The organism is Leuconostoc carnosum (assembly GCF_014207505.1).
GTDB lineage: Bacteria > Bacillota > Bacilli > Lactobacillales > Lactobacillaceae > Leuconostoc > Leuconostoc carnosum.
Genome location: NZ_JACHGL010000008.1, coordinates 38,099 through 59,428, shown reverse-complemented (window position 1 = coordinate 59,428; position 21,330 = coordinate 38,099). Strand labels below are relative to the sequence as shown.

At 36.5% G+C, this 21,330-nt stretch carries 20 protein-coding genes and 2 pseudogenes; 4 read left to right on the top strand and 18 right to left on the bottom strand.

The window, feature by feature from the left end; all coding sequences use genetic code 11:
- The first annotated feature begins 931 nt into the window (after positions 1 to 931).
- On the top strand, positions 932 to 1,006 hold the full coding sequence (locus tag HNQ98_RS09380) for a hypothetical protein (RefSeq protein WP_369423559.1): 75 nt from the start codon (positions 932 to 934) through the stop codon (positions 1,004 to 1,006).
- 131 nt (positions 1,007 to 1,137) lie between these two features.
- Here the strand turns inward: HNQ98_RS09380 and HNQ98_RS08600 are convergent, their stop codons facing one another.
- Together HNQ98_RS08600 and HNQ98_RS08595 are read right to left on the bottom strand one after the other, a co-directional pair.
- On the bottom strand, positions 1,138 to 1,422 hold the full coding sequence (locus tag HNQ98_RS08600) for a hypothetical protein (protein ID WP_135197937.1): 285 nt from the start codon (positions 1,420 to 1,422) through the stop codon (positions 1,138 to 1,140).
- 205 nt (positions 1,423 to 1,627) lie between these two features.
- On the bottom strand, positions 1,628 to 2,011 hold the full coding sequence (locus HNQ98_RS08595) for a type 2 periplasmic-binding domain-containing protein (RefSeq protein WP_223822791.1): 384 nt from the start codon (positions 2,009 to 2,011) through the stop codon (positions 1,628 to 1,630).
- A gap of 177 nt (positions 2,012 to 2,188) precedes the next feature.
- On the opposite strand from HNQ98_RS08595, the pseudogene HNQ98_RS08590 reads away from it, so the two are divergent.
- A pseudogene (locus tag HNQ98_RS08590) lies at positions 2,189 to 3,126 on the top strand (DMT family transporter).
- Positions 3,127 to 3,244: 118 nt separating this feature from the next.
- On the opposite strand, the gene HNQ98_RS08585 reads toward HNQ98_RS08590, so the two are convergent.
- Positions 3,245 to 4,435, bottom strand: a complete 1,191-nt coding sequence (locus HNQ98_RS08585; RefSeq protein ID WP_135197938.1) for an MFS transporter — start codon at positions 4,433 to 4,435, stop codon at positions 3,245 to 3,247.
- 108 nt (positions 4,436 to 4,543) lie between these two features.
- On the opposite strand from HNQ98_RS08585, the gene HNQ98_RS08580 reads away from it, so the two are divergent.
- Entirely contained in the window at positions 4,544 to 5,437 is an 894-nt protein-coding gene (locus tag HNQ98_RS08580; RefSeq protein WP_019039944.1) for a helix-turn-helix domain-containing protein, read from the top strand.
- A 42-nt stretch (positions 5,438 to 5,479) separates the two neighbouring features.
- On the opposite strand, the gene HNQ98_RS08575 is transcribed toward HNQ98_RS08580, so the two are convergent.
- From HNQ98_RS08575 to HNQ98_RS08540, 8 genes are read right to left on the bottom strand one after another with little or no spacing between them, the layout of a single operon-like run.
- Complete coding sequence (locus tag HNQ98_RS08575) at positions 5,480 to 6,709, bottom strand: MFS transporter (RefSeq protein WP_135197951.1); 1,230 nt, start codon at positions 6,707 to 6,709, stop codon at positions 5,480 to 5,482.
- Positions 6,709 to 7,482 carry an amino acid ABC transporter ATP-binding protein gene (locus tag HNQ98_RS08570; protein ID WP_135197939.1) on the bottom strand — a complete coding sequence of 258 codons (774 nt, stop codon included), beginning with the start codon at positions 7,480 to 7,482 and terminating at the stop codon, positions 6,709 to 6,711. The genes HNQ98_RS08575 and HNQ98_RS08570 overlap by 1 nt, the downstream gene beginning before the upstream one ends.
- Before the next feature lie 10 nt (positions 7,483 to 7,492).
- Positions 7,493 to 8,464, bottom strand: a complete 972-nt coding sequence (locus HNQ98_RS08565) for an NAD(P)-dependent oxidoreductase (RefSeq protein WP_184285046.1) — start codon at positions 8,462 to 8,464, stop codon at positions 7,493 to 7,495.
- An 18-nt stretch (positions 8,465 to 8,482) separates the two neighbouring features.
- Positions 8,483 to 9,718, bottom strand: coding sequence for an aminotransferase-like domain-containing protein (locus HNQ98_RS08560; RefSeq protein WP_135197941.1), 1,236 nt, complete (start codon positions 9,716 to 9,718; stop codon positions 8,483 to 8,485).
- A gap of 27 nt (positions 9,719 to 9,745) precedes the next feature.
- Positions 9,746 to 10,483, bottom strand: coding sequence for an amino acid ABC transporter ATP-binding protein (locus HNQ98_RS08555; RefSeq protein ID WP_014975056.1), 738 nt, complete (start codon positions 10,481 to 10,483; stop codon positions 9,746 to 9,748).
- Positions 10,484 to 10,485: 2 nt separating this feature from the next.
- Entirely contained in the window at positions 10,486 to 11,190 is a 705-nt protein-coding gene (locus tag HNQ98_RS08550; protein ID WP_014975057.1) for an amino acid ABC transporter permease, read from the bottom strand.
- Between the two features lie 12 nt (positions 11,191 to 11,202).
- Positions 11,203 to 12,030 (bottom strand): transporter substrate-binding domain-containing protein, encoded by an 828-nt coding sequence (locus tag HNQ98_RS08545; RefSeq protein ID WP_135197942.1) that lies wholly within the window; start codon positions 12,028 to 12,030, stop codon positions 11,203 to 11,205.
- Between the two features lie 53 nt (positions 12,031 to 12,083).
- Complete coding sequence (locus tag HNQ98_RS08540) at positions 12,084 to 12,830, bottom strand: amino acid ABC transporter permease (RefSeq protein WP_014975059.1); 747 nt, start codon at positions 12,828 to 12,830, stop codon at positions 12,084 to 12,086.
- A 406-nt stretch (positions 12,831 to 13,236) separates the two neighbouring features.
- Here HNQ98_RS08540 and HNQ98_RS08535 point away from each other — a divergent pair, with 406 nt between their 5' ends.
- Complete coding sequence (locus HNQ98_RS08535; protein ID WP_135198214.1) at positions 13,237 to 14,673, top strand: glutamate--cysteine ligase; 1,437 nt, start codon at positions 13,237 to 13,239, stop codon at positions 14,671 to 14,673.
- A gap of 115 nt (positions 14,674 to 14,788) precedes the next feature.
- Here the strand turns inward: HNQ98_RS08535 and HNQ98_RS08530 are convergent, their stop codons facing one another.
- The 7 genes and pseudogenes from HNQ98_RS08530 to HNQ98_RS08500 form a co-directional block, all read right to left on the bottom strand.
- Positions 14,789 to 15,619 (bottom strand): CHAP domain-containing protein, encoded by an 831-nt coding sequence (locus HNQ98_RS08530; protein WP_135197944.1) that lies wholly within the window; start codon positions 15,617 to 15,619, stop codon positions 14,789 to 14,791.
- A 199-nt stretch (positions 15,620 to 15,818) separates the two neighbouring features.
- Positions 15,819 to 16,067: a GlsB/YeaQ/YmgE family stress response membrane protein gene (locus HNQ98_RS08525; RefSeq protein ID WP_014975062.1), complete on the bottom strand. Its 249-nt coding sequence runs from the start codon at positions 16,065 to 16,067 to the stop codon at positions 15,819 to 15,821.
- A 125-nt stretch (positions 16,068 to 16,192) separates the two neighbouring features.
- Positions 16,193 to 16,876 carry a ribose-5-phosphate isomerase RpiA gene (gene rpiA, locus HNQ98_RS08520; RefSeq protein ID WP_014975063.1) on the bottom strand — a complete coding sequence of 228 codons (684 nt, stop codon included), beginning with the start codon at positions 16,874 to 16,876 and terminating at the stop codon, positions 16,193 to 16,195.
- Positions 16,873 to 17,820 (bottom strand): ribokinase, encoded by a 948-nt coding sequence (gene rbsK / locus HNQ98_RS08515; RefSeq protein ID WP_135197945.1) that lies wholly within the window; start codon positions 17,818 to 17,820, stop codon positions 16,873 to 16,875. The genes rpiA and rbsK overlap by 4 nt, the downstream gene beginning before the upstream one ends.
- A gap of 43 nt (positions 17,821 to 17,863) precedes the next feature.
- Positions 17,864 to 18,820: pseudogene (locus HNQ98_RS08510) on the bottom strand (D-ribose ABC transporter substrate-binding protein).
- A gap of 17 nt (positions 18,821 to 18,837) precedes the next feature.
- Complete coding sequence (locus tag HNQ98_RS08505; protein WP_014975066.1) at positions 18,838 to 19,824, bottom strand: ABC transporter permease; 987 nt, start codon at positions 19,822 to 19,824, stop codon at positions 18,838 to 18,840.
- The gene (locus tag HNQ98_RS08500; protein ID WP_135197946.1) at positions 19,821 to 21,311 is read right to left on the bottom strand and encodes a sugar ABC transporter ATP-binding protein; all 1,491 of its coding nucleotides are present in this window, start codon (positions 21,309 to 21,311) and stop codon (positions 19,821 to 19,823) included. Before HNQ98_RS08500 ends, HNQ98_RS08505 begins: the two co-directional genes overlap by 4 nt.
- Positions 21,312 to 21,330 lie beyond the last annotated feature (19 nt).

The following is a 21,330-nucleotide window of genomic DNA, read 5'->3' as shown; positions in this document are numbered from 1 at the left end:
GTAATCCGAACCTCAAATTACATCAGTTGGTTTAATTCCGACAGAATTAGAACGAGTGTTTAGAAAAAGATGTGCCATTTATTGACATAGGAGCAGTCAACCCGATTCCCATAAACAAAAGTGATAAATCACCATATAATTTAGCTGATTCTTTACTCGTGTCATGTCCAAATTGAGCAATCATTGTACTAACAAAACCTATTGTTGCAAGAATAACTACTATAATTTCGAAACTACTGTTTAATATATTAAACATTATCTACCTACTATCTTTTTGTACCAAACACTAATAGACCAGCCAATACCAGAAATCCTTTGCGAAGAAATGGACACAATCATATTTGGCAGTATTGCTACCACGAATATTGCTATATCTCCTACAGCAACTTTATAAATAATACTTTATTGAAAGAATATTTATTGGCCCCATTACTCCAAGAACCACGCACCACAACCAACTAACGTCAAAAAATAAATCAATAAATAATTGTCCATTTTATTTAATAATCCGACATACATAAGTAGTATGATAACAGTCATTAATATGACTATCAAGATACTACTGAACCCTATTACTTTTTTCCCTGTTATAATCATAAATATTCCCCCTAATTAAGCTCTAAAAACAAGAACGCCACCATTGACATTATGTAATCCGTTTATCATTCCAAACAAAAAACAAAGCATAAACAAAATGAACGTTACCATTGCTAAGAATGCTGGCTTGTTGATTTTATTTATTATTTCATGCATCCTGGATCCCCTGACTATTTTAATAGCATTCAAATATTTTACCACATATTTATTGTGAAATAATGTTTTTTAATTGTTTTATGATAAAAAGAAAAAGCTTTAACCCTAATGTCAATTCGGAGGTTCCTGTCATCACCGTCTCATGCTTTTTTAGCATAATAGGCATCCACAGTCTGCCATACAGCTCATGTTCATGTTTGTTACTTTTATAGTTACCTTACTAGTATTAGTTATTGACTTGGTTAAAAATTAGCAAAAAAATAATCGTTAGCCCTACCAAGCTAGCGATTATTTAGTAATCATAGTATTATCAACGTCTTAAATGAGACTACGTGAACAGTCTGAATAAAATTTATGTTTAAATTTAAAGATCTATAAATTTTTTTAAAACCAAGGCGTATCTACTGCATTTTGTAAAGTAAGTGGACCGTCTTTTGCTTCTATTTTAGCTTCGTCTGAAGTTAATCCTGTTTTTTCTCTAAAATTTTTTTCAAATATGGCAAAATCTACATTTGGATCATCACCTGATTTTAATGTCAAAAGATAATGTTTATCTGTCGGATTAATCCAGATTCCCATAGTATCTAAAGATTTTAAATCCAAGTTCGGAGTAGACGACGAAAGTTGTATTTTATATTGGCGCCGATACAGAATATTTGTTAACTTCATAATAATCACCTCATAAATAATTAGCAGCATTTTTGTTATAATTGTAACCGCTTTCAATATACAGTTCATACACTCTTTTGTCAAGTCAATACAGAGGGGTACTCATTGATAACAATAGCATTGAACCCTTAACTGATCTGTTAATTCTTTACCTACCCTGGACTATAAAAGTACCCCTGACATTTACATATGAGATTTAGCTTTTTCAAGCCAGTTCCTTTTCAATTTCGTTAACTATATTTTTGGATCTTCCAAAAACAGACACAGATCGATCAAATGCTATTTCTAATCTTTTCATGTCTAAACCATTCATATCCTGCGTGATTTTATTAATAGCAATGGATTCAGGCAACACAGTAACAAAATCAGAATTTTTGACTAAGGAGATCGTTAACTCACTATAGTCATTTTCAAATATTTCAGGGAGCGCCACATTTAAGCGATTAAATACTTTAACAACTTGCTGATGAATAGGACAGTACATAGGCAGTAATACTAATTTAAATTTTTGGAGATCTATTGCTTTAGCAATACTATCTTTAATAAATACGTTCAACATGTCAAAGCTTATATTTTCATTTCCAATCATGCCCTACCCCCTCTAAACATATGAATTCATGACCCTATAACATATTTCTATATCCCCCTAGTTTATACTGTTAATTCCGGTATAGCAATATAGATGCTATATTTTAAACAAGCCAAAGAGGTAATTTAATTTGTCTGGAAAAATTAAATATCATGGGTTTTAGGAAGAGGAATTGAGATGACTAAAAAATATTTATTAGGAATTGTCCTATGTTTAATTGCTGTATTTTCTTGGGGTGGTATGTTTCCTGTAATGGCCCCTGCATTAAAAATTATGGATCCATTTTATTTTACACTGTTTCGTTATGGTACAGTTGCGGTTATATTTGCTATCATTTTGCTATTTGTCGAAGGTAAATCAGCTTTCAAATCTGACGGAAACTTTTTAAAGCTATGGCTCTTTGGGACATCTGCTTTTGCCGGATTTAGTTTTTTAGTTTTCCTTGGACAAAAGACTGCCGGCCCTTCTGGTTCTATTATTGCTTCTGTAATGATGGCCATACAACCGTTACTTGGCGTATTAGTAGGCTGGGTTTATCGTGGTGTTAAACCTACAATTGTATCTTTAATTTCGATGATTGTCGCCGCCATTGGCGTATTTATGGTCGTTACTAAAGGTGATCTATCCGTTCTATATAAAGGTGATCATACGATATTTGCACTTATACTCATTTTGCTTGGTGCCCTATGTTGGGTAATTTATACTACCGGTGGCGGGGACACTTTAAGCAATGGTCAATTCTACGCTATTCAACATTAACTAGTATTTATGGCGTTCTCTCAGTCATTGTTATTTTGTTTGTCGCTACATTGATGGGCTGGTTATCAGCGCCAAGCTTTGGACAAATATCCGGCGTGAGCGGCGCGTTAATTTACATGATTTCATTCGCTGGTGTCATTGCTGTATTTGCTTGGAATCTTGGTAATCGTATAGTTGGGCCAATTAATGGTATTTTGTTTATGAACTTAGTGCCTATTACTTCATTTGTCATTAGTATTGTAAATGGCTATAACATATCTGGTTTTGAATTGGCTGGCGTTGCAATCACTATTTTGGCGCTAATTGGTAACAATATTTATAATCGCGTCGCACAATCTAAAGCATTGAAAAATTAGATTAGGATTTATGATATCGAAAAAACCTAAGTTAAACAACACACTAGAATTAGAATCATTCGGCGTATGCACCTATTCAAATAAAAGAACTGTTAGTTATTATGGACTAACAGTTCTTTTATTTTTCCCTACCCAACGGTGAAAATTTGGCCATAACACCTGCCAACGTCCGAACAATGCCAGCTATCATAATCACCACTATCATTGGGTGCCCATGACTTAATAGTAGACCACCAAACCATGATCCCACAGGAATTGAGGCATATGACACCATACGCGTGACGGCAACGACACGACCCAGCATTTCTTTTGGTACCGTCCGCTGTCGCAAAGTGAAGTAGGTAATCACATTAATCGTACCAAAGAAACTTACTAGTCCTAAAATACCACCAATATACAGATAATTGGTATTCAATAAAAGTAATAGTGTACTTAATCCGGCCATAATTGTACTCGATGATAACAATATGCCCGCTCTAAATCGTGTCACAATTTGACTACCTAAAATACCAGCTATTAGTGACCCAATACCGCCAATCGACATAGCAATCGTTGCGTTAATTAACGGATAATTCAACGTCTTGGTCATATAAAAAATGCAATTAGCTTCAAACATATTCAATGCAAAATTTGTCAATAAAAACATCATTGATCCACTAAAAATAACCCGTTGATGGAAACTATATTTTACCCCTTTAACAATATCAAATCGCAGATTTCTAATGATGGTTTTTCTAGATTTAGTTGCACTTGAGCTAGGCAATAACCATAAAATACCAACTGCTACCGTAAAGGAAAAAGTATCGAGCCATAGGACATTAGCACCACCCAATATCATAACCACCGTTCCACCAGCTAAAGGACCCATAATTGATAATGTGTTATCGATGGTTTGAATAACTGCGTTAGCCTGAGCAAATTTATCTTGAGCAACAATTTCAGGGATAATAATTTGAAAACTAGGGTGGATTAATGGATCAACCGATGCCAAAATAAAAACTGCCAAATACAATAAGGAAAAGTCAATGTGCGGACTTTTTAAAACAAAAATCAAAAATAAACTGGCACCGATAGCCCCCAAATTACCTAAAATCAGTATTTTATTTTTTGCATAATGATCTGCCAAACTACCACCAATTAATGAAAATAATACCCAAGGTATAAAAGACACCCCAAAGGTAGTGGCAGCATGATAGGCTGACCCACTTTTTTGCAAAATAATAATTGGTAAGGCTAATCGATAAAGCCAATCACCCATAGAAGAAACTAGAAAACTAAACCATAAATAAGTCCAACTTAATTCTTTCATCGCTCGCACCATTTTATCTTTTTCTAAACTAGCAAAAAATATTCCTATTCTTTTTTATGTTAAACTCAATATAAAATAAAAATAAGAAATGTGCATATAGGTTAAAAAATGACTAAAATCGGTGAAATATTTAAAATCTTCAGGACTGGGAAAAATATTACCCTCAAAGAAGCAAGTCAAAATATTGTTTCTTATCCTTTTTTGTCACGCTTTGAGCGTGGGTTAACTGATATTTCTTTTACCCACCTATTAGAACTTCTTGATCGCATTAATGTTCAACTATCAGAATTTGAGTTTTTGTATCAGAAAAATAATTCCGAAAAAAATGATTTATTACCTAGCTTTCAAAACGCTTATCAATCTGGTGATGTCTCAACACTGAGAGATCATCTACGGATTCGGCAAGGTCAATCCGGAAAATTTGCCGAATTACAAGTTATCCACATTAAAATGATGCTGACCACGCTAAACGCAGCAAGCATCACAGCTAACGACTTATTACTTCTTGAAAATTATTTTAAAAGTATCCAAAATTGGACATTTTTCGAATTATATCTTTTTGGACATGCTATGCCATTTCTTGAAGAAACATTCATGTTCAATCTATTTAAAGAATTACATCAAAAGGGTTTTTTATACGATAATTTCAGATACGACAGTTTTTCTATGATTTTTTATATTTATAATAATATCATTTCGATTATGTTAGATCGTAACCATCTTGATACAGCTGACTTATTGATCGAGAACTTGTCGACTTATTTTAAACAGCAAGAAAAAGACTATTACCATCGTGCCCGCCTGCTTAATTTGCAAGGCTTAGCACAGTACCTTCATGGCGAAAAAGTTGTTGGTTTATCATTAATTAAAAAATCTAATCTCATTGCACATCTCACTGACCACAATCCAGCATTCATGAACAATGAAAAAAGATATTTAGCCAAATATCTAACAGATAATGAGTTACAGTATGCTTTTGATTTTTCAAACATATTGATATAATTTATTAAAATACTACTATATTTTTTACTACCATATCAACTTCTAACGCAACAGCTGACGATGTGCCAAAACAAGTCCTAACGTAGCTAAAACAACTATCGTTGTGCAGAGATACATCCCCTGAAAACCAATTAAGCTCACAACAATTCCCCACACCAAAGCACCTAAACCATATGCCACGTCTGTCCCAGATGAAAAAATAGCTGTTGCACGTCCACGCTGTTCTGAAGTCACATCACGTAAAACAACCGCGTTCATCAATGGCATTAACAAGGCGAAACCAAACCCATCTAGTGCCCCAGCTAACAATAATAGTTCAATCGTATCACCAAAAGCAATACATATGTAAGCTAAAGCAATCATGATGATTCCAGCTAAAATCAACACAAAAGATTTGAAATATAAATACATCCTACCAAACCAAATTCTAGCTAATGCACCTATAACGGCCTGCGCAGTAAAACTCAAACCAACAATAGCTGGCGATAAGTTTTTTTGCTCACCGAATTGAATCAAAAATGCTGCCACAGCAGCATTTGCAAAAGAAACAACAAAAATTAACAAACTAGGCACCCAAATACTTTGTAATCGGATCAATGCCTTAAACCCGGTTCTGATTTGTGTTGTTTCCTGAACTTGCGTATCACTATCATAGCTATCTTTGATGAATAAAGTGAGTAGAAATGCTAGGCTAACAAGTAACAAACTAAAATAAAAAAGCGACTGAAAGCCTAAATTTTCAACAATCATTAACCCAATTGCTGGACCAATTGCCGCTGGTAAAGTTTGTGAAATACTGAAATATCCTAGTCCAATCGACAGCTTTTCTTTTGGTATTTTATCAGCAACCAATGTCGCTACTGCAGTTGATTGCGTCCCATTACCTAAGCCTTGCACCGCACGTAATATAATTAAACTCACAATGGTGCTCACAAAAATCAACGTTGAAAAATCAATGACTAATATGCCTAGTCCAATCAACACAAGTTGCTTGCGCCCGTAACTATCAATTAACTTGCCAACAGGTATCCGCGCAGCTAACGCTGCCAATCCCCAAATACCAACAACTAGTCCTGACATCACAGCATTCCCACCTAATCGTGTGACATATAGAGGTAAAGTTCCCATCTGCGTTGTCACAGCTGTCATAACCAAAAAGTTAATGACCATTAGCAACACCATATCCTTAGAAAAAAGCTGTTTTTCATGACTTTCTGCTGATATTTTCTCCGTGCCAGTTGATTTACTAACACGTTCTTGCTTAAATTGCATCATACTTCTACCAGTTCAACATCATCAAAATTTTTACCAGATAAACGTGCCAAAAACTTCTTTGTCCGCTCATCTTGTGGGGTATTAAATATAGCTTGTGGCGTCCCTTCTTCAACCACTATCCCGCCTTCCATGTAGAGCACACGATCTGCTACTTCGTAAGCAAATTGCATTTCATGTGTGACAACAATCATGGTATGACCCTCTTGTGCCAATTCTTTCATAGCAGATAGAACTTCACCAACCAACTCTGGATCTAATGCACTAGTTGGTTCATCAAATAATAACAATTCCGGTTTCATAGCCATGGCACGAGCAATCCCTGCACGCTGTTGTTGGCCTCCAGATAATTGGACTGGATAGTAATCGGCACGATCAGATAGGCCCACTTTTTCTAACATGGCTAACCCAATTTTAGAGGCTTCATCACGAGGTTTCTTTTTTACGCGAACTAATCCTTCTATTACATTCTGCAATACCGTCATATTATTGAACAGAGCATGTCCTTGAAAAACCATTGCCGTTTTCAAAATCAGATCACGCGTGTTACGCCGATCTTTTTGCGTGAAATCCTTGGTCACATCGTTAATTTTAATTTGACCTTTATCAGCTTGTTCCAAGGTGTTCAAACATCTTAAAAAGGTGGTTTTACCCGAACCTGACGGTCCTAGAATAACAATTACCTCACCCTTATGAACCGTAAGATCAATACCCTTTAAAATTTCTTTTTGATAAAAAGATTTATGCACGTCCTTAATTTCAATAAAACTCATGGCTAGCCTCCTAGTTCAAAACTATGTTTTCTGACTCGCCGTTCGTCACAATATCACGTGCATTGTCTAAAGCAGTAATTGCGATATCACGTACGGCTGCTTGTGTAAAATAAGCAATGTGTGGCGTTATCAAGACATTATCAAATGCCATAAGTGCTTGATAATATGGATTATCTGTTACCTCAAAGAATTCTTCATCCTCCAAAGCATCAAGTGCCACCCCTTTGAATTTTCCTTGCTGAAGATGCTTGATTAATGCCTTTGTATCAATGATACTACCACGTGCCGTATTGACTAACATGGCCTCTTGTTTCATCAAATCTAAATTGTCGAAGTCAAACAAATGGTGTGTTTGTTCATTAAGTGGCACATGGATACTAATCACATCACTGACTGTTAATAATGTTTTAAAATCAACACTTTCAATGCCTAACTGTTCGAGTTCTGGTTTGCTTGTACGTGAATTAATCAGTACGCGAGCCCCCATGTATTTTAATGTTTTCGCAACTAAGCTGCCTAACCGCCCTGCACCATATATACCAATGGTTAAATCAGTCAATTCTTGTCCAATAAAATCTTTTCTGTGAGTTGTCGCCTGTTTATGTAAATAAATTGGCATATGACGTAACAACATAATGATTGACATAACAGTAAAGTGCGCCACTGATTCAGGTGAATAGTTAGGGACATTAGTAATACTGAGCTGGTATTTTTCAGCAAAAGTAAAATTAATATTATCATAACCTGTTGATTTAACTGAAATTTGTCTCATCCCATTTTGAGCCAACTGAGCATACAACTTTTTATCGGTTAGAAAAGCTTCCCCTGGATAAAACACAACAGCATCATAATCACGTGTTAATTCAATATTGTTAGAATCAATTGCTACCGACAGTGTTTTGACAGTTATGTTATTGTTTTTAGCCCAATCATTAATGAAGCTTTTTTCTATATCTGCTACATTATAGAAAAGTATTTTCATATGCACTTTCTCCCTACCTCAAAATACCATTTGCTGTTTTATTTTGGCGACTGTTGCGGCTTGCGCAATACGTTTAATACCAGTTTCAATTTCTTCTACCGATGGTAGTGTGAAATTCAACCTAAAATAACGTTCATAACCCTGACCAGCTGCACTCATAATATTTCCAGGAATGACACCTACATGGTGCTGATCTAATGCATCATAGAATGTACTAGGATCAATATCATCGTTGAGCTTAACAGAAATGAAGTAACCACCGTCAGGTACAACAAAAGTCATATTTTGTGTGGCATAGTCCCGTAATGCGCCAACCATTGCATCTGCCTTCACCTTGTATAATTGGCGTAAATAATCAATATGTTCGTTAAAATCATAATCATCCATTAACTGACTGGCAAGATACTGCCAGTACAAGTTAGCAAACGAGTCTGCCACCTGCTTGACCAATACTAATTTATCAAACACTGATTTTGGTGCTAATAAGTAACCTAACCGTGAACCAGGCGCTAAAATTTTTGAAAAAGAACCCGCATAAATCACATTTCCAGTTGTGTCCAACGACTTAATTTTAGGAATTGATTCGATTTCTGAATAAAGTAAATCACCATATGGATCATCTTCATAAATCATAATCTGATGTTTCTGACAAATATCATAAACTTCTTGTCGCTTCTCAAAAGACATTGATGTCCCAATTGGATTTTGAAAAGTTGGAATCAAATAAAGTAGCTTAATATGATGTGCCGTGTCAGCAGCTAATGTTGCTTCTAACGCCCCAGTATCAATGCAACCGCTAACCATATCAAATGGTAATCCCTGTGCGTGACCACCATAAGACTTAATTGAATTGACAGCCCCAATAAATGTTTGTTCTTCGGTGAGTACTGTATCACCCTCATTAACAAATATTTTAAATACCAAATCCATCCCCTGAGTTGATCCAGAGGTAATCAAGACATCATTAGTCACAATATCTAAATCTTGGTATTGATGTAACCGTGCTTTAATTTGCTCTCGGAGTCTTGGAATACCTTCAGTTTCTCCATATTGCATAAATTCGACAGCATGTTGACGATAAATTTTATCAGAAAGCCTGGCTAACTTTTCGATTGGGAAAGCCTCATTACTCGGATAACCATAGGTTAATTTAATATAATCGTCGGCCCTTTGAACATGCTTAGCTTGTTCACGTAAAGGGTTGGGGATCAAACTAGACACACGTGATGCAAACTGATAACGCAATTCTGACATATAGCAAATCTCCTTCTAAATAATCAATCAATGTACAGTAAAACGGTTCAAAAATGATTTGGTACGCGCTTCTTGTGGGGTCTCGAATATCTGTTGTGGGGTGCCTTCTTCAACAATGACCCCATCAGCCATGAAAATAACACGATTACTCACCTCATAAGCAAACTGCATTTCATGTGTCACGACAATCATGGCAACACCAGCGTCTTTGACTGCTTTCATAACTTTAAGCACTTCGCCAACTAATTCTGGATCAAGCGCTGCGGTTGGTTCATCGAATAATAATACTGTCGGATGAACCGCTAAAGCACGGGCAATCCCTATCCGCTGCTTTTGACCACCAGAAAGTTGCGAGGGGTAATAATCACCGTGATCTGGCAAACCAATAACTGCTAGTAACTCTTCTGCACGTGCTGCGGCTTGCTGAGTACTATACCCATGGACAATGACCATCGGCTCCATGATATTTTGTTTTGCTGTTTTATTTAAGAATAAGGCATAATTCTGAAAAACCATGCCCATGCTCCGACGCAACTGTAAAACATCATTTGCACTCGCTTGTCCAAAAATCACTTCGTGATCATTAACCGTAATAGAACCTGAATCCGCTTCTTCTAAAAAATTCAAGCACCGTAGAAAAGTTGTTTTTCCTGAACCTGAAGGTCCTAAAATTGTAACCACTTCTCCCTCCTTGAGGGATAAACTGACGCCTTTAATAACTTCATTGTCGTTAAAACTTTTGTGAACATTTTTGACTTCAATCATGATCAAGACCTCTTTATTTTCTTATCCATACGTAATTCTAGGAAGACAGCGCCACGCTCAATCACAATGGTCATCATCCAATAAATCAGGGCTGCAGCGATATAAGCTTCAAAATACTTATAATTTGAACTGGCAGTTTGTGTAGCTGCCGAAAAAAGTTCAACAACTGATACTAACGATGCAATAGCCGTCCCTTTAATTAAATTAATAAGCATATTAATGATCATGGGTAATGCCACAGGCATCGTCTGGGGTATCAAAACACGACGAATCGTTTGCATTTTAGTCATACCTAGGGAACGCGCAGCGTCAAATTGTACTTGCTTAACTGATTCAAACGCCCCTCGGAATGCTTCACTCAATCCAACTGTAGCCATTAAAGATAAACCAATAATAGCTAAAACACTCATTGGTAAATCACCATATCGTATATGCCAACCAACCGCTTTAGCAAAACGGTTAAAATTTTGAGATGTTATCAAAAAGATAATTAAGAATATTAAGATGAGCGGGACACCCTTCAATATCGTAATCATAATTGATAACAGTTGTGACAACCCAGGTATTTTATAATACCTGACCAGTGCCACAACTAAGCCTAATGCACCACCAATAATCAAGCTGACCACTGCCATGTATATTGTGACTGGTACGTAACGAATAATTTGGCCCATAACTTGAAATATAAATCCAATATCAAAGTTCATCTGAAACCTCCATTAATCCTTAGGTACATAGTCACCCTTAAGCCATTGATTACTTAACTTTTTAAGTGTACCATCTTCTTTCATCTCTGCCATTGCCTTGTTAACAGCCTTAACGAACTTAGGATCTGCTTTTTTATTAAACATTGGGTAAGCATTAGAATGGTTAACTGACTTACCATAAACCAAATTTGTTTTAAATTGACGATTTAATAAATCAATCGAGTATTTAGGTGCAGGGTACACATTAAATTGTTCTGAATTTAATCCTTGTGCGACCTGTTCCATCGTATAAGTACCACGAACAACAGAGTATGCATTAGCATTTTTCTTTAAATAAGCATCAGTTAAAGTCGCTTGGTTAGTTGAATTAGTGACATATAACTTTTTACCCTTAGCATCGGCAAAAGAATCCAATACACCGGTAGATTTTTTAGTAGCTAACAACGTATCCCAAACTGTATAACCAACTGTTCCAAATTTAAAATTCTCCTTACGTTCAGCATTCTGTTCAATCTGATACATAGCAATCGTTGTCTTACCACTTTTTAAATTAGTAATCATTGTTGGAAAATCCGACAATGTCAGCTTAAATTTATACTGTGGCAATTTTTTATCAATTGCTTGAAGTAGTGCAATATCCATACCAGCGGGTTTACCATCTTTATCCAAGTAGGCAAAGGGCTGTCCATCATTTCCAGAACCAACCTTAATTGTTTCTACCTTAGAAGATGATTCACTACTTTGCCCTGTGTTATGTAAAAACATAACGGCAATAATAGCAACAATAACAACCCCTAGGCCAATCCATAATCCCTTACTACTTCGTGTTTTACTTTGCATAATCGTTCTCCTATGATAAATTTCTTCCCAAACATAATTAACGTGTGTCTTGTTTAACTTGTTTTTGGTGTCTCAATAACAGGTATAACAGGGTTAGTAGCTACAATTGGCATCTGACGAGAGGAATAATTACTCCGTTTCTCAATCCAACGAAACAGTCTTTCAAGAATGAAGCTTAAGATGACAAATATAATCATGGCACTTAGGTAAGCTTCCACGGTATGAAATGTTGCTGTCCCCAATGCTTTAGCTTTACCCACAACATCAAGTACGCCAATTGTGAATGCCAGTGATGTATCTTGCAGTAAGGATATGACCATTGTTGCAAAACTAGGCATGGCAATAATCACTGCTTGAGGGAAAATAATTTTAAAATACATTTGCCTCTTGGTATAGCCTGAAGTTAAAGCAGCTTCACGTTGTGTTGCGGGGACACTTTCTAATGCTGCACGAATAATTTCTGATAAAAACGCTGCCATATTTAATCCATAAGTAATAAATAGATATACCAGTGCATTGACACCGTCCGTATCAATACCAACATAACCTAAGAAAAGTGGTAAACCATAGTAAACTAAAAACATTTGTATCAAAATGGGTGTCCCACGAATAAATGAAGTAAAGACTGCCGCTATTTGCTTAAAAACTGGTGTATCTTCCATTCTGACATATGCAATTCCAGCACCAACAATCACACCAATTATTGTTGATACTAGTGTTAGTAGTAGTGTTACCGGCAAAGCCGATAATACATCAGGGAAGTATTGCCAGATAAGGTGTGGTTGAAAAAAATTATTCATAAAACGCCTCCTACTGTTCCGATGAAGATATTATGATAAATGACTAATCAATTCTAATTTTACTAATGATGTTTATATAGCCATTAACCGGTTAAATAACAATACAACAATCAAAACATCAACTAGAGATTAAAAATAATCATACACGTAATAAACTAAATAAACAATATTTTTGTTAAATTTGTTCACATTGCACAATCACAATAGTCGGCACTTGGTCAGCTTTTTAAGAAATAATCACCATCATGATTGCCATGTCAGAACCAGTTAATTACTGTTTTTAGTGTTTCACGTGGAACATCTTGCAAATAAATACTTTCAAAATAAAGAAATAACAAGCTGATATTCTACCAATTTTTTTCAGAATACGGTAAAATATAGAAAAAGATTTGAGTGAGGAAAAGCCATGACAGATCAACTCATGAATCCAACCAACCACATGCTATATGACGGGCTTTTTGGTCTGGAAATTGAAGAACACCGTGTCAACCGCAATAGTCACTCACTCTCTCAACATCCTCATCCAACAACACTTGGTGATCGCAGAACACAACCATACTTCCAAACTGATTTTTCTGAAAGCCAAGAAGAAGTTGTTACTGCACCAAAACCATCGTCAAAAGAGGCGTTGCAACACTTACATGAATTACAGCGTATGCTATCTGACGAGTTATCTGATGATGAGATTATTTGGCCATTATCGATGCCACCACATCTGACATCATCTGATATTAAATTTTTACAAACACATTTTGAACGTTCATGGTATCAACAATATCGCAACAAATTATTTGAACGTTACGGTAACTATCAACATATTCTAACAGGTGTCCACGTTAATTTTTCACCAAGTGAGGATTTGATACAATTCTTTGCTAAACAACATCCCAAACTGCCTTATGCCACAGCTAAAAATTATCTATTTTTCCAAATTGTCCAACAAGTCGCAAATTATCGGTGGCTCATAACCTATTTATTTGGTGCATCACCACTAACCGAAAATAGCAATGATGATATTTCAACACATTACGATAACTGGCATCCCGTTCGTTCCTGGCGTTCAAGCCACCATGGTTTTGCTAATTTACCAGAAATCAACGTTGATTATACGAATTTTGAAACTTATATCCAACAAATTCAACAGTATATTCAGAACGGTGATTTCTATGACCAAAGTGAATTTTATGGGCCAGTACGACTAAAAGGTGCTGATAACCTCTCAGATATTGTCAAAAATGGTGCTGCGTATATTGAATTTAGAATGTTTGATATCGATCCATTCACTCAAGATGGTATTTCACAAACAGCTTTAAGCTTCCTACATTTACTCATCATAGATGCTATTATAAATCCTAATCAATGGCCACATATTGATGGCGGCGCCGCTAATTTTAATCATGTGGTGGCGACACAAACACCTAGCGAGACATTGCCTGAATTTGCACAAGTTTTTGCACAAACACTATTCCTGCGCTTAGAAAAAATTGTAGCTCATGCACCGGAAACACAAAAATCAGATTTTCAAAAGGCTTTATCGTTTGCTAAATCAGCAGTAACTACCCCCGACAAAACGCTTGCTGCTAAACTAGCAACTTTTATCAACAATCGCTCTCTCGTTGATTTTGCTCTCAAACAAGGAAAAGTTCTGTCATCGGAACGTCGTCAAGAATCTATTGATGAGATTTTTGCTAGCATACCTGAACAGCTAAGAAATACTTACATTCAAGCACATAAATTAGGCTTTAAAACAATGCTTGATTTAAAAAGCACTTCATTACATTTAACTTATGGGGATAAAACTTGGACTGTTACCCAACCCGTCGATTTATCCGAATACATTTAATCACCATGGCTTAACCGACTCCTACTGCGGTAGCAAAAAAAGCATTTTCAGATACAATTGTCATCTTGTCTGAAAATGCTTTTTTATGTAAAATTTTGAGCCAATTGGCAAACAATTATGCAACAGTGGCTTGGCGTATATCTAACCATGTTTCATAGGATCCAATTTTAACTTTAATACCGTTAGAAGCAGGATCTACTGCTAATACTTTGTATCTGCCGTTGACTTTAAAATATTCGCCAACAGCTAAAACCTGATTTCCTGATTTAGCACCTGAAGATGTTGTTTCATCTAATGGTACAGCATCAATTAAGTTCAATGTCGTTGATTTACCACCAGATAGGCGGTCGCTCGCCACACTATTTTTTACTGAATTCACCATATTAACTTGGTATACACCAGTAAACTTCACTGTTGTACCCACCTTAATTGTTGTGTTATTTGTGTGTGGTTTCGGTGTCGTATTCGCAGTGACCGCATTGTTCGTGGATAAATCATTAAAATGGATATAACCTGAAACATCTCGCTTATTAATTGTACGTTGGTGATAATTATGATTGTAATTATAATTATATTCCTCAATAACAACGTTGTCCCCTTTGACATCCGCTACCCAAGCCACATGCCCTGCAGCAAACCACGCCACACTTCCAATTTTTGGTGTTGCATTTACCTGATACCCTTTAGCACGAGCTTGTGCACCCCAACTCACTGCGCTACCAAAACCGATTGGCAATTCAAATTTGTTAATTGCATGTAGACGCCAGGCCACAAATGAGACGCATTCACGATTATACATCGTCCAATTATCTACCAATGTATCCGGGGCCGCCTTTTTCAACTGTGCCGGATAGTCATCCCCAATTACTGCCGCATTAACTGTATTCACAGCTAGTCCACTAACTAGGCTAACCGTCAATAAACTTGTTACTAATTTATTCTTCATATCCTAAATCCTTTTGTGTGATAAATCATCATACGTCAAAAGACTAGCATAATCTTATTGTGAAGCACGGCACTATTTTGCTATCGTATATGATTTAATTCACATAGCAGTTTAGCCATATCTCACTGAAAAACACAGTAGTCCCGATTTTAAGATCGGGACTACTGTGTTTTCAATTCATATTGTTTTTTATTTTCAATTAGGTGCGTTGTTTGCCAACAATCCAAGATACAATAACAACTAGTATCACCGCCCCAATAATAGATGGAATCAAAGCCATACCGGCAAGCGATGGCCCCCAAGATCCCAAAAGGCTTTCTCCAAGCCATGAACCAATAAGACCAGCAATAATATTACTAATCCACCCCATTGCTGCACCCCTACTGGTAATTGCGCCAGCAACAGCACCGATAATAGCGCCAACAATTAATGTCCATAATAGTCCCATAATAATTCTCCTTTCAGTAACCTATTACATGAAAAATATTATTACATTTTCATTATATCATTTTCCTCTTTCTTTTTCTAATTGCAGGTCAACCTTGTTAGCTTATTGATCTCATGCCGCAAAATTTATTTAAGTTGCGTTTGTCTTTCCTTGAGGGTAACCGAGTCACCTCCGATAATGATGATATCGACAATATCGACAAACAGACCATGCTCAACGATACCAACCTGATTTTCAAGGTAATCTGCTAAAGTTTGGGGATTGATAATATCTCCTAAATGTAAATCAATAATATAATGACCACTATCTGTTATGATTGGTTGATGATTTTGATCAACTCGGAGTACTGGATTAAAATCATTAGCCTCAAATTTACGTAGTAATCTGCCACTACCATAAGGGATGACTTCTACCGGTAAGGGGAAAGTGCCTAGCGTATCATGTACTTTACTATCATCTACAATCCAAATGTTCTTGTTAGAATTTTTGGCTACAATTTTTTCCATTAACAGTGCCGCACCTCCTCCCTTGATACCATTCATGTAAGTATCAACTTCATCAGCACCATCAATCGTCACATCAATATGATCTACATCATCAATATCAGTAACTTTAATACCTAACTGTTGGCATATTACTGTGGTTTTTTTTGATGTTGTTACTCCCAGAATGTTGATCTTACTTGCCGCAATTGCTTGTAATAAATACAACACAGTTGTGCCAGTTCCTAAACCAACGACCATGCCATCTTCAATATATCTCAGCGCTGCGTTGGCAGCTCGCTTTTTCTTATTATCTTGTACTGTCATTGCGAAACCTCGTAATCTACCAGAGAAACTAGTCCCTGATCAACTTCTGCTCGGTATGGAATAGATGTAATTGCACCAGCTTTACTAACTGCTAAAGCACTTGCCTTAGAGCTACGTCGCAAGACATCACGCAAATTTGACATATCTTCTTGTAAATAGGCTACTAACGTACCAATGAAGGTATCTCCAGCAGCCGTGGTATCAACAACAGCTACTTTAAATATAGGCAACACACCTTTATTTTCTGCGGCATGATAATAGACACCTTTGTCACCTAAAGTGATAATGACATTTTTCAATCCTTTATGACGTAATTCTGGATCAATTGTTTCCTCTATCACCGCAATGTCTGTACTTGGTGTACTACCAACCAAAGCCGCTGCTTCTGATTCATTTGGCACAATAATGTCAGTATAGTTAATCAATTCATCGCTTAAATGACTGGTAACTGGCGCTGGATTTAGAACGGTGATTGCCCCATTGTTTTTAGCAATTTTAAATCCAGCAATAATTGCCTCAGTTGGGACTTCAAGTTGTGCCACAACAATATCTGCAGCTGCAATAGCTTGATTTGCCTGTTTAACATCAGATGCATTTAAATCCAGATTAGCAGCCCCATTAACTAGTATCGTATTATGACCATTTGACTCTAATAAAATAGTAGCCATTCCAGTTGGTTTTTCTTTAGTCACAATGTAATCTGTCACTATGCTTTCTTCCTGAAGTAATGTTTTAAATGAGAGACCATAGTCATCATTACCAACAGCACCAATAAATGTAACGTCAGCGCCTTGCCTTGCAGCGGCAACAGCTTGATTAGCACCTTTACCACCAAAGTTGGTTGTTTGTTCGATAACAGACACTGTTTCGCCTTGTGCCGGTAGTCGCTTGATTTTAGTGACTAAATCTGTATTTAAACTTCCGATGACAACAACTTTATTCATGATCCTAATCCTTTCATAAAACGTTTTACTTAACAACTAAAGTCTACTTGTACTTATCTGCCACAACCAATTCCAACGGTGATTTAATATTAGGAGATACTTTTTTACCTTGAAAATAGTCATAGGTTGCTTGAACAGCCAACTTTCCCATTTCTTTTGGTTTTTGTGCAACAGTTGCTGCCATCTGGCCTCTTCTGACGGCATTAATACCATCTTCTGATCAATCAAAACCAACGATAACAATATCCTCTTGTGATTTCAAAGCTTGGACAGCACCTAATGCCATCTCATCATTTTGAGAGAATAGCCCTTTAATATCAGGATGTGCCTGCGCGATGTTTTCTGAAGTGTTGAGACCTTGCGTACGGTCAAAATTTGCAGTCTGTTTGGTTACAATATTTAAATGACCTTCAGCGGTTTCATCAAATCCAGCACCACGTTCCCTTGTTGCAGAGGCGCCCGGCGTCCCTTGTAATTGCGCAATTTTAGCATTTTGACCTAACGCATCGATCATAAATGTAGCTGCCATTTTTCCACCTTCACGTGAATCAGAAGCTACTAAACTCAGTACTTTCCCACCTTCTGATGATCGATCAATCGTAATCACTGGAATACCCGCTTCATTTGCTGATTTAACTTCAGGCGTAATAGCTGAAGAATCAACTGGATTAATAATCAAAACATCAACCTTTTTTTGAATTAAATCTTCAACATCGTTGTTTTGTTTGTTCGTACTATTTTGTCCATCGTACAATTGTACATCTGTGCCCTCTTTTTTAGCCGCTTCATTGACACCATCTTTGATAGAAATGAAGAACGGGTTATTTAACGTCGATAATGACACGCCGATTTTTAAATCACCTGGTTTTTTACGTTCTTGTAGCCTATTGACTTGAAATGGGTTAGTAATTGAAAAAATTGGTCGTCCCGAAACAATAAAGAAGATGCCATATGCTAATACAATAAGCCCTGCAATTATGCCAATAATTTTCTTAGTCATGATAATCAACTCCTCTTTTATGCGCTCTTGCGACGATCGAGTAGAACTGCAATAATAATTACAATTCCTTTCACAATTTGTTGGTAAAAGCTCGAAATACCAATTAAATTCATACCATTATTAAGCGTACCAATAATCAATGCACCAATGAATGTACCAAAGATGCGACCACGCCCACCAGCCAGAGAGGTACCTCCTAGGACAACAGCCGCAATTGCATCCATCTCAAACCCAGTACCGGCATCTGGCTGTGCTGAACTCAAACGTGAAATCAAAACCATGCCAGCGGCTGAACTCATAATACCGGAAATGACATAAATCCATGTCTTAGTCATCTTTACTTTAATACCAGAAACAAATGCTGCTTTCTCATTACCGCCCAATGCATAAGTTTTACGACCAAAAGTCATCTTATGAAGTAGAATATATAAAATTATAAAGGCAACAATCATAATAATAACTGGCACTGGTATACCAAAAAAATATCCGCGACCGATAAATTGAAAAGCAAAACTATCATTCATCACTTTGCCAGTAATCGGATTACCATCTGTAAATACATATGTTGCGCCACGAAAGATAGTCATTGTTGCCAAGGAAGCAATGAACGGTGCTGCGCCACCTTTAGTAATAATTAAGCCATTAATACCGCCTAATACGCCACCGATTAAAATACCAATCAGCATCGCCAACAGTGTTGGTACACCACTGGTAATCATCATAGCCGTTAACGCTGATGTTAGAGCTAACATTGCACCAACGGATAAATCAATACCACCAGTTAAAATCACAAACGTCATGCCAAAGGCAATCAAGCCATTGATTGATACTTGTCGTAATAAATTCAGTAAATTGTTAACGTCCAAAAAGCTTGAATTCATCATTGTTGTAATGATGACCAAAACAACTAAAGCTAGCACTGGTCCTAATCCAGCTAACTGACTAAAAAATTTTTTCTGGTTCACTGATTCAGATGATTTTTGTTCTACTTTTGCACGAGTCATAATTTTTTTCCTCCCGTTGCGAGTGTCATAATATCTGCTTCTGTTAATTTGTCATCGCTATCAACAATAGCCATTAAGGTACCTTCATACATCACGGCAATACGGTCGCTCATAGCTAGAACTTCAGGTAAGTCACTTGAAACCATGATGATAGCAACACCACGATCTGTTAGCTCATTCATCAAATTATAAATTTCTCTTTTAGCGCCAACGTCAACACCTCTCGTCGGTTCATCTAAAATCAGTATTTTACTTCCCGCACCAATCCACTTAGCCAATACCGTTTTTTGCTGATTCCCGCCTGATAAACTACCAACACTAATGTTTTGTCCATCTGTTTTAACAGTTAATCGCTGAATCAATAAATCAACAAAATCTACTTTTGTTTTTTCATCTAATATATGATGCTTAACGAGATCATTTAAACTAGGAAGAATGATGTTTTCAGCCACGGAAAAATCAAGAATCAATCCTTCATCTTTACGATTTTCTGTCACAAATCCTATACCCTGTTTAATAGCTTGTGAGGGCTCTTTAATCTGAACTATTTTACCATCAATAGACACATCCCCAGACGTTTTAGCATCAACACCAAAAATTGCCCGCATAATTTCTGTTCGTCCAGAACCCATTAAACCTGAAAAACCTAATATTTCCCCCTCTCGGACAGAGAAACTAATATCATGAAATGTATTTTTTCTATTCAGATTTGAAACAGACAACACTGTTTTGCCAACATGGACTTGACGTGTTGGGAAAAAATCACCAATATCACGACCAACCATCTTTGTCACAATCTGTTCGACACTTGTATCAGAAATAAAAGATTCATCAACAGTATGCCCATCGCGCATCACAGTGATACGGTCTGCTATTTGCATAATTTCTTCAATACGGTGGCTAATATAAATGAAACTCACACCTTGCTTTTTTAGGTGTCTGACAATTTCAAATAGAGATCGTATTTCAGAACTAGTCAAAGCAGCAGTTGGCTCATCCATAATAATGACCTTCGCATCCGTCATCATTGCTTTAGATATTTCAATCATCTGCTGTGAACCAATACTCAATTCACCAATTGGTCTATCCAAATCATAATTAATATGTAACGTTTTAAAAATACGATTAGCTTGTTGCCGCATCGTATAGTCATCAACCAAACCAAATTTATTTTTTATTTCTTTATTTAAAAATAAGTTTTCCAACACAGACATTTCACCAAAATTATTCATTTCTTGGTGAATGAAACTAATACCTGCCTCCTCTGCTTCTTTCGGGCCATTGAAATGAACCTGCTGACCATCCACTAAAATATCACCATCATTAGCACTAAGTAGACCAGTCATAATATTCATCAATGTAGACTTTCCAGCACCATTTTCCCCCATCAAGGCATGTACTTCTGCATCTTTTAAATGAAAATCTACGTCACGTAGGACATGATTTTTACCAAATGATTTTGAAATACCGATCATATCAACTTTCATTTTTTCTCCTTTGTGCTGC

Bases quoted from the DNA above. Each gene is read 5' to 3' on its own strand.
- HNQ98_RS08545 (WP_135197942.1), bottom strand. From the start codon at position 12,030: ATGCAAAGTAAAACACGAAGTAGTAAGGGATTATGGATTGGCCTAGGG.
- HNQ98_RS08580 (WP_019039944.1), top strand. From the start codon at position 4,544: ATGACTAAAATCGGTGAAATATTTAAAATCTTCAGGACTGGGAAAAAT.
- HNQ98_RS08595 (WP_223822791.1), bottom strand. From the start codon at position 2,011: ATGATTGGAAATGAAAATATAAGCTTTGACATGTTGAACGTATTTATT.
- rpiA (WP_014975063.1), bottom strand. From the start codon at position 16,876: ATGACAGTACAAGATAATAAGAAAAAGCGAGCTGCCAACGCAGCGCTG.
- HNQ98_RS08550 (WP_014975057.1), bottom strand. From the start codon at position 11,190: ATGAACTTTGATATTGGATTTATATTTCAAGTTATGGGCCAAATTATT.
- HNQ98_RS08540 (WP_014975059.1), bottom strand. From the start codon at position 12,830: ATGAATAATTTTTTTCAACCACACCTTATCTGGCAATACTTCCCTGAT.
- HNQ98_RS08500 (WP_135197946.1), bottom strand. From the start codon at position 21,311: ATGAAAGTTGATATGATCGGTATTTCAAAATCATTTGGTAAAAATCAT.
- HNQ98_RS08575 (WP_135197951.1), bottom strand. From the start codon at position 6,709: ATGCAATTTAAGCAAGAACGTGTTAGTAAATCAACTGGCACGGAGAAA.
- HNQ98_RS08505 (WP_014975066.1), bottom strand. From the start codon at position 19,824: ATGACTCGTGCAAAAGTAGAACAAAAATCATCTGAATCAGTGAACCAG.
- HNQ98_RS08570 (WP_135197939.1), bottom strand. From the start codon at position 7,482: ATGAGTTTTATTGAAATTAAGGACGTGCATAAATCTTTTTATCAAAAA.
- HNQ98_RS08565 (WP_184285046.1), bottom strand. From the start codon at position 8,464: ATGAAAATACTTTTCTATAATGTAGCAGATATAGAAAAAAGCTTCATT.
- HNQ98_RS08535 (WP_135198214.1), top strand. From the start codon at position 13,237: ATGACAGATCAACTCATGAATCCAACCAACCACATGCTATATGACGGG.
- HNQ98_RS08530 (WP_135197944.1), bottom strand. From the start codon at position 15,619: ATGAAGAATAAATTAGTAACAAGTTTATTGACGGTTAGCCTAGTTAGT.
- HNQ98_RS08555 (WP_014975056.1), bottom strand. From the start codon at position 10,483: ATGATTGAAGTCAAAAATGTTCACAAAAGTTTTAACGACAATGAAGTT.
- rbsK (WP_135197945.1), bottom strand. From the start codon at position 17,820: ATGAATAAAGTTGTTGTCATCGGAAGTTTAAATACAGATTTAGTCACT.
- HNQ98_RS08525 (WP_014975062.1), bottom strand. From the start codon at position 16,067: ATGGGACTATTATGGACATTAATTGTTGGCGCTATTATCGGTGCTGTT.
- HNQ98_RS08600 (WP_135197937.1), bottom strand. From the start codon at position 1,422: ATGAAGTTAACAAATATTCTGTATCGGCGCCAATATAAAATACAACTT.
- HNQ98_RS08585 (WP_135197938.1), bottom strand. From the start codon at position 4,435: ATGAAAGAATTAAGTTGGACTTATTTATGGTTTAGTTTTCTAGTTTCT.
- HNQ98_RS08560 (WP_135197941.1), bottom strand. From the start codon at position 9,718: ATGTCAGAATTGCGTTATCAGTTTGCATCACGTGTGTCTAGTTTGATC.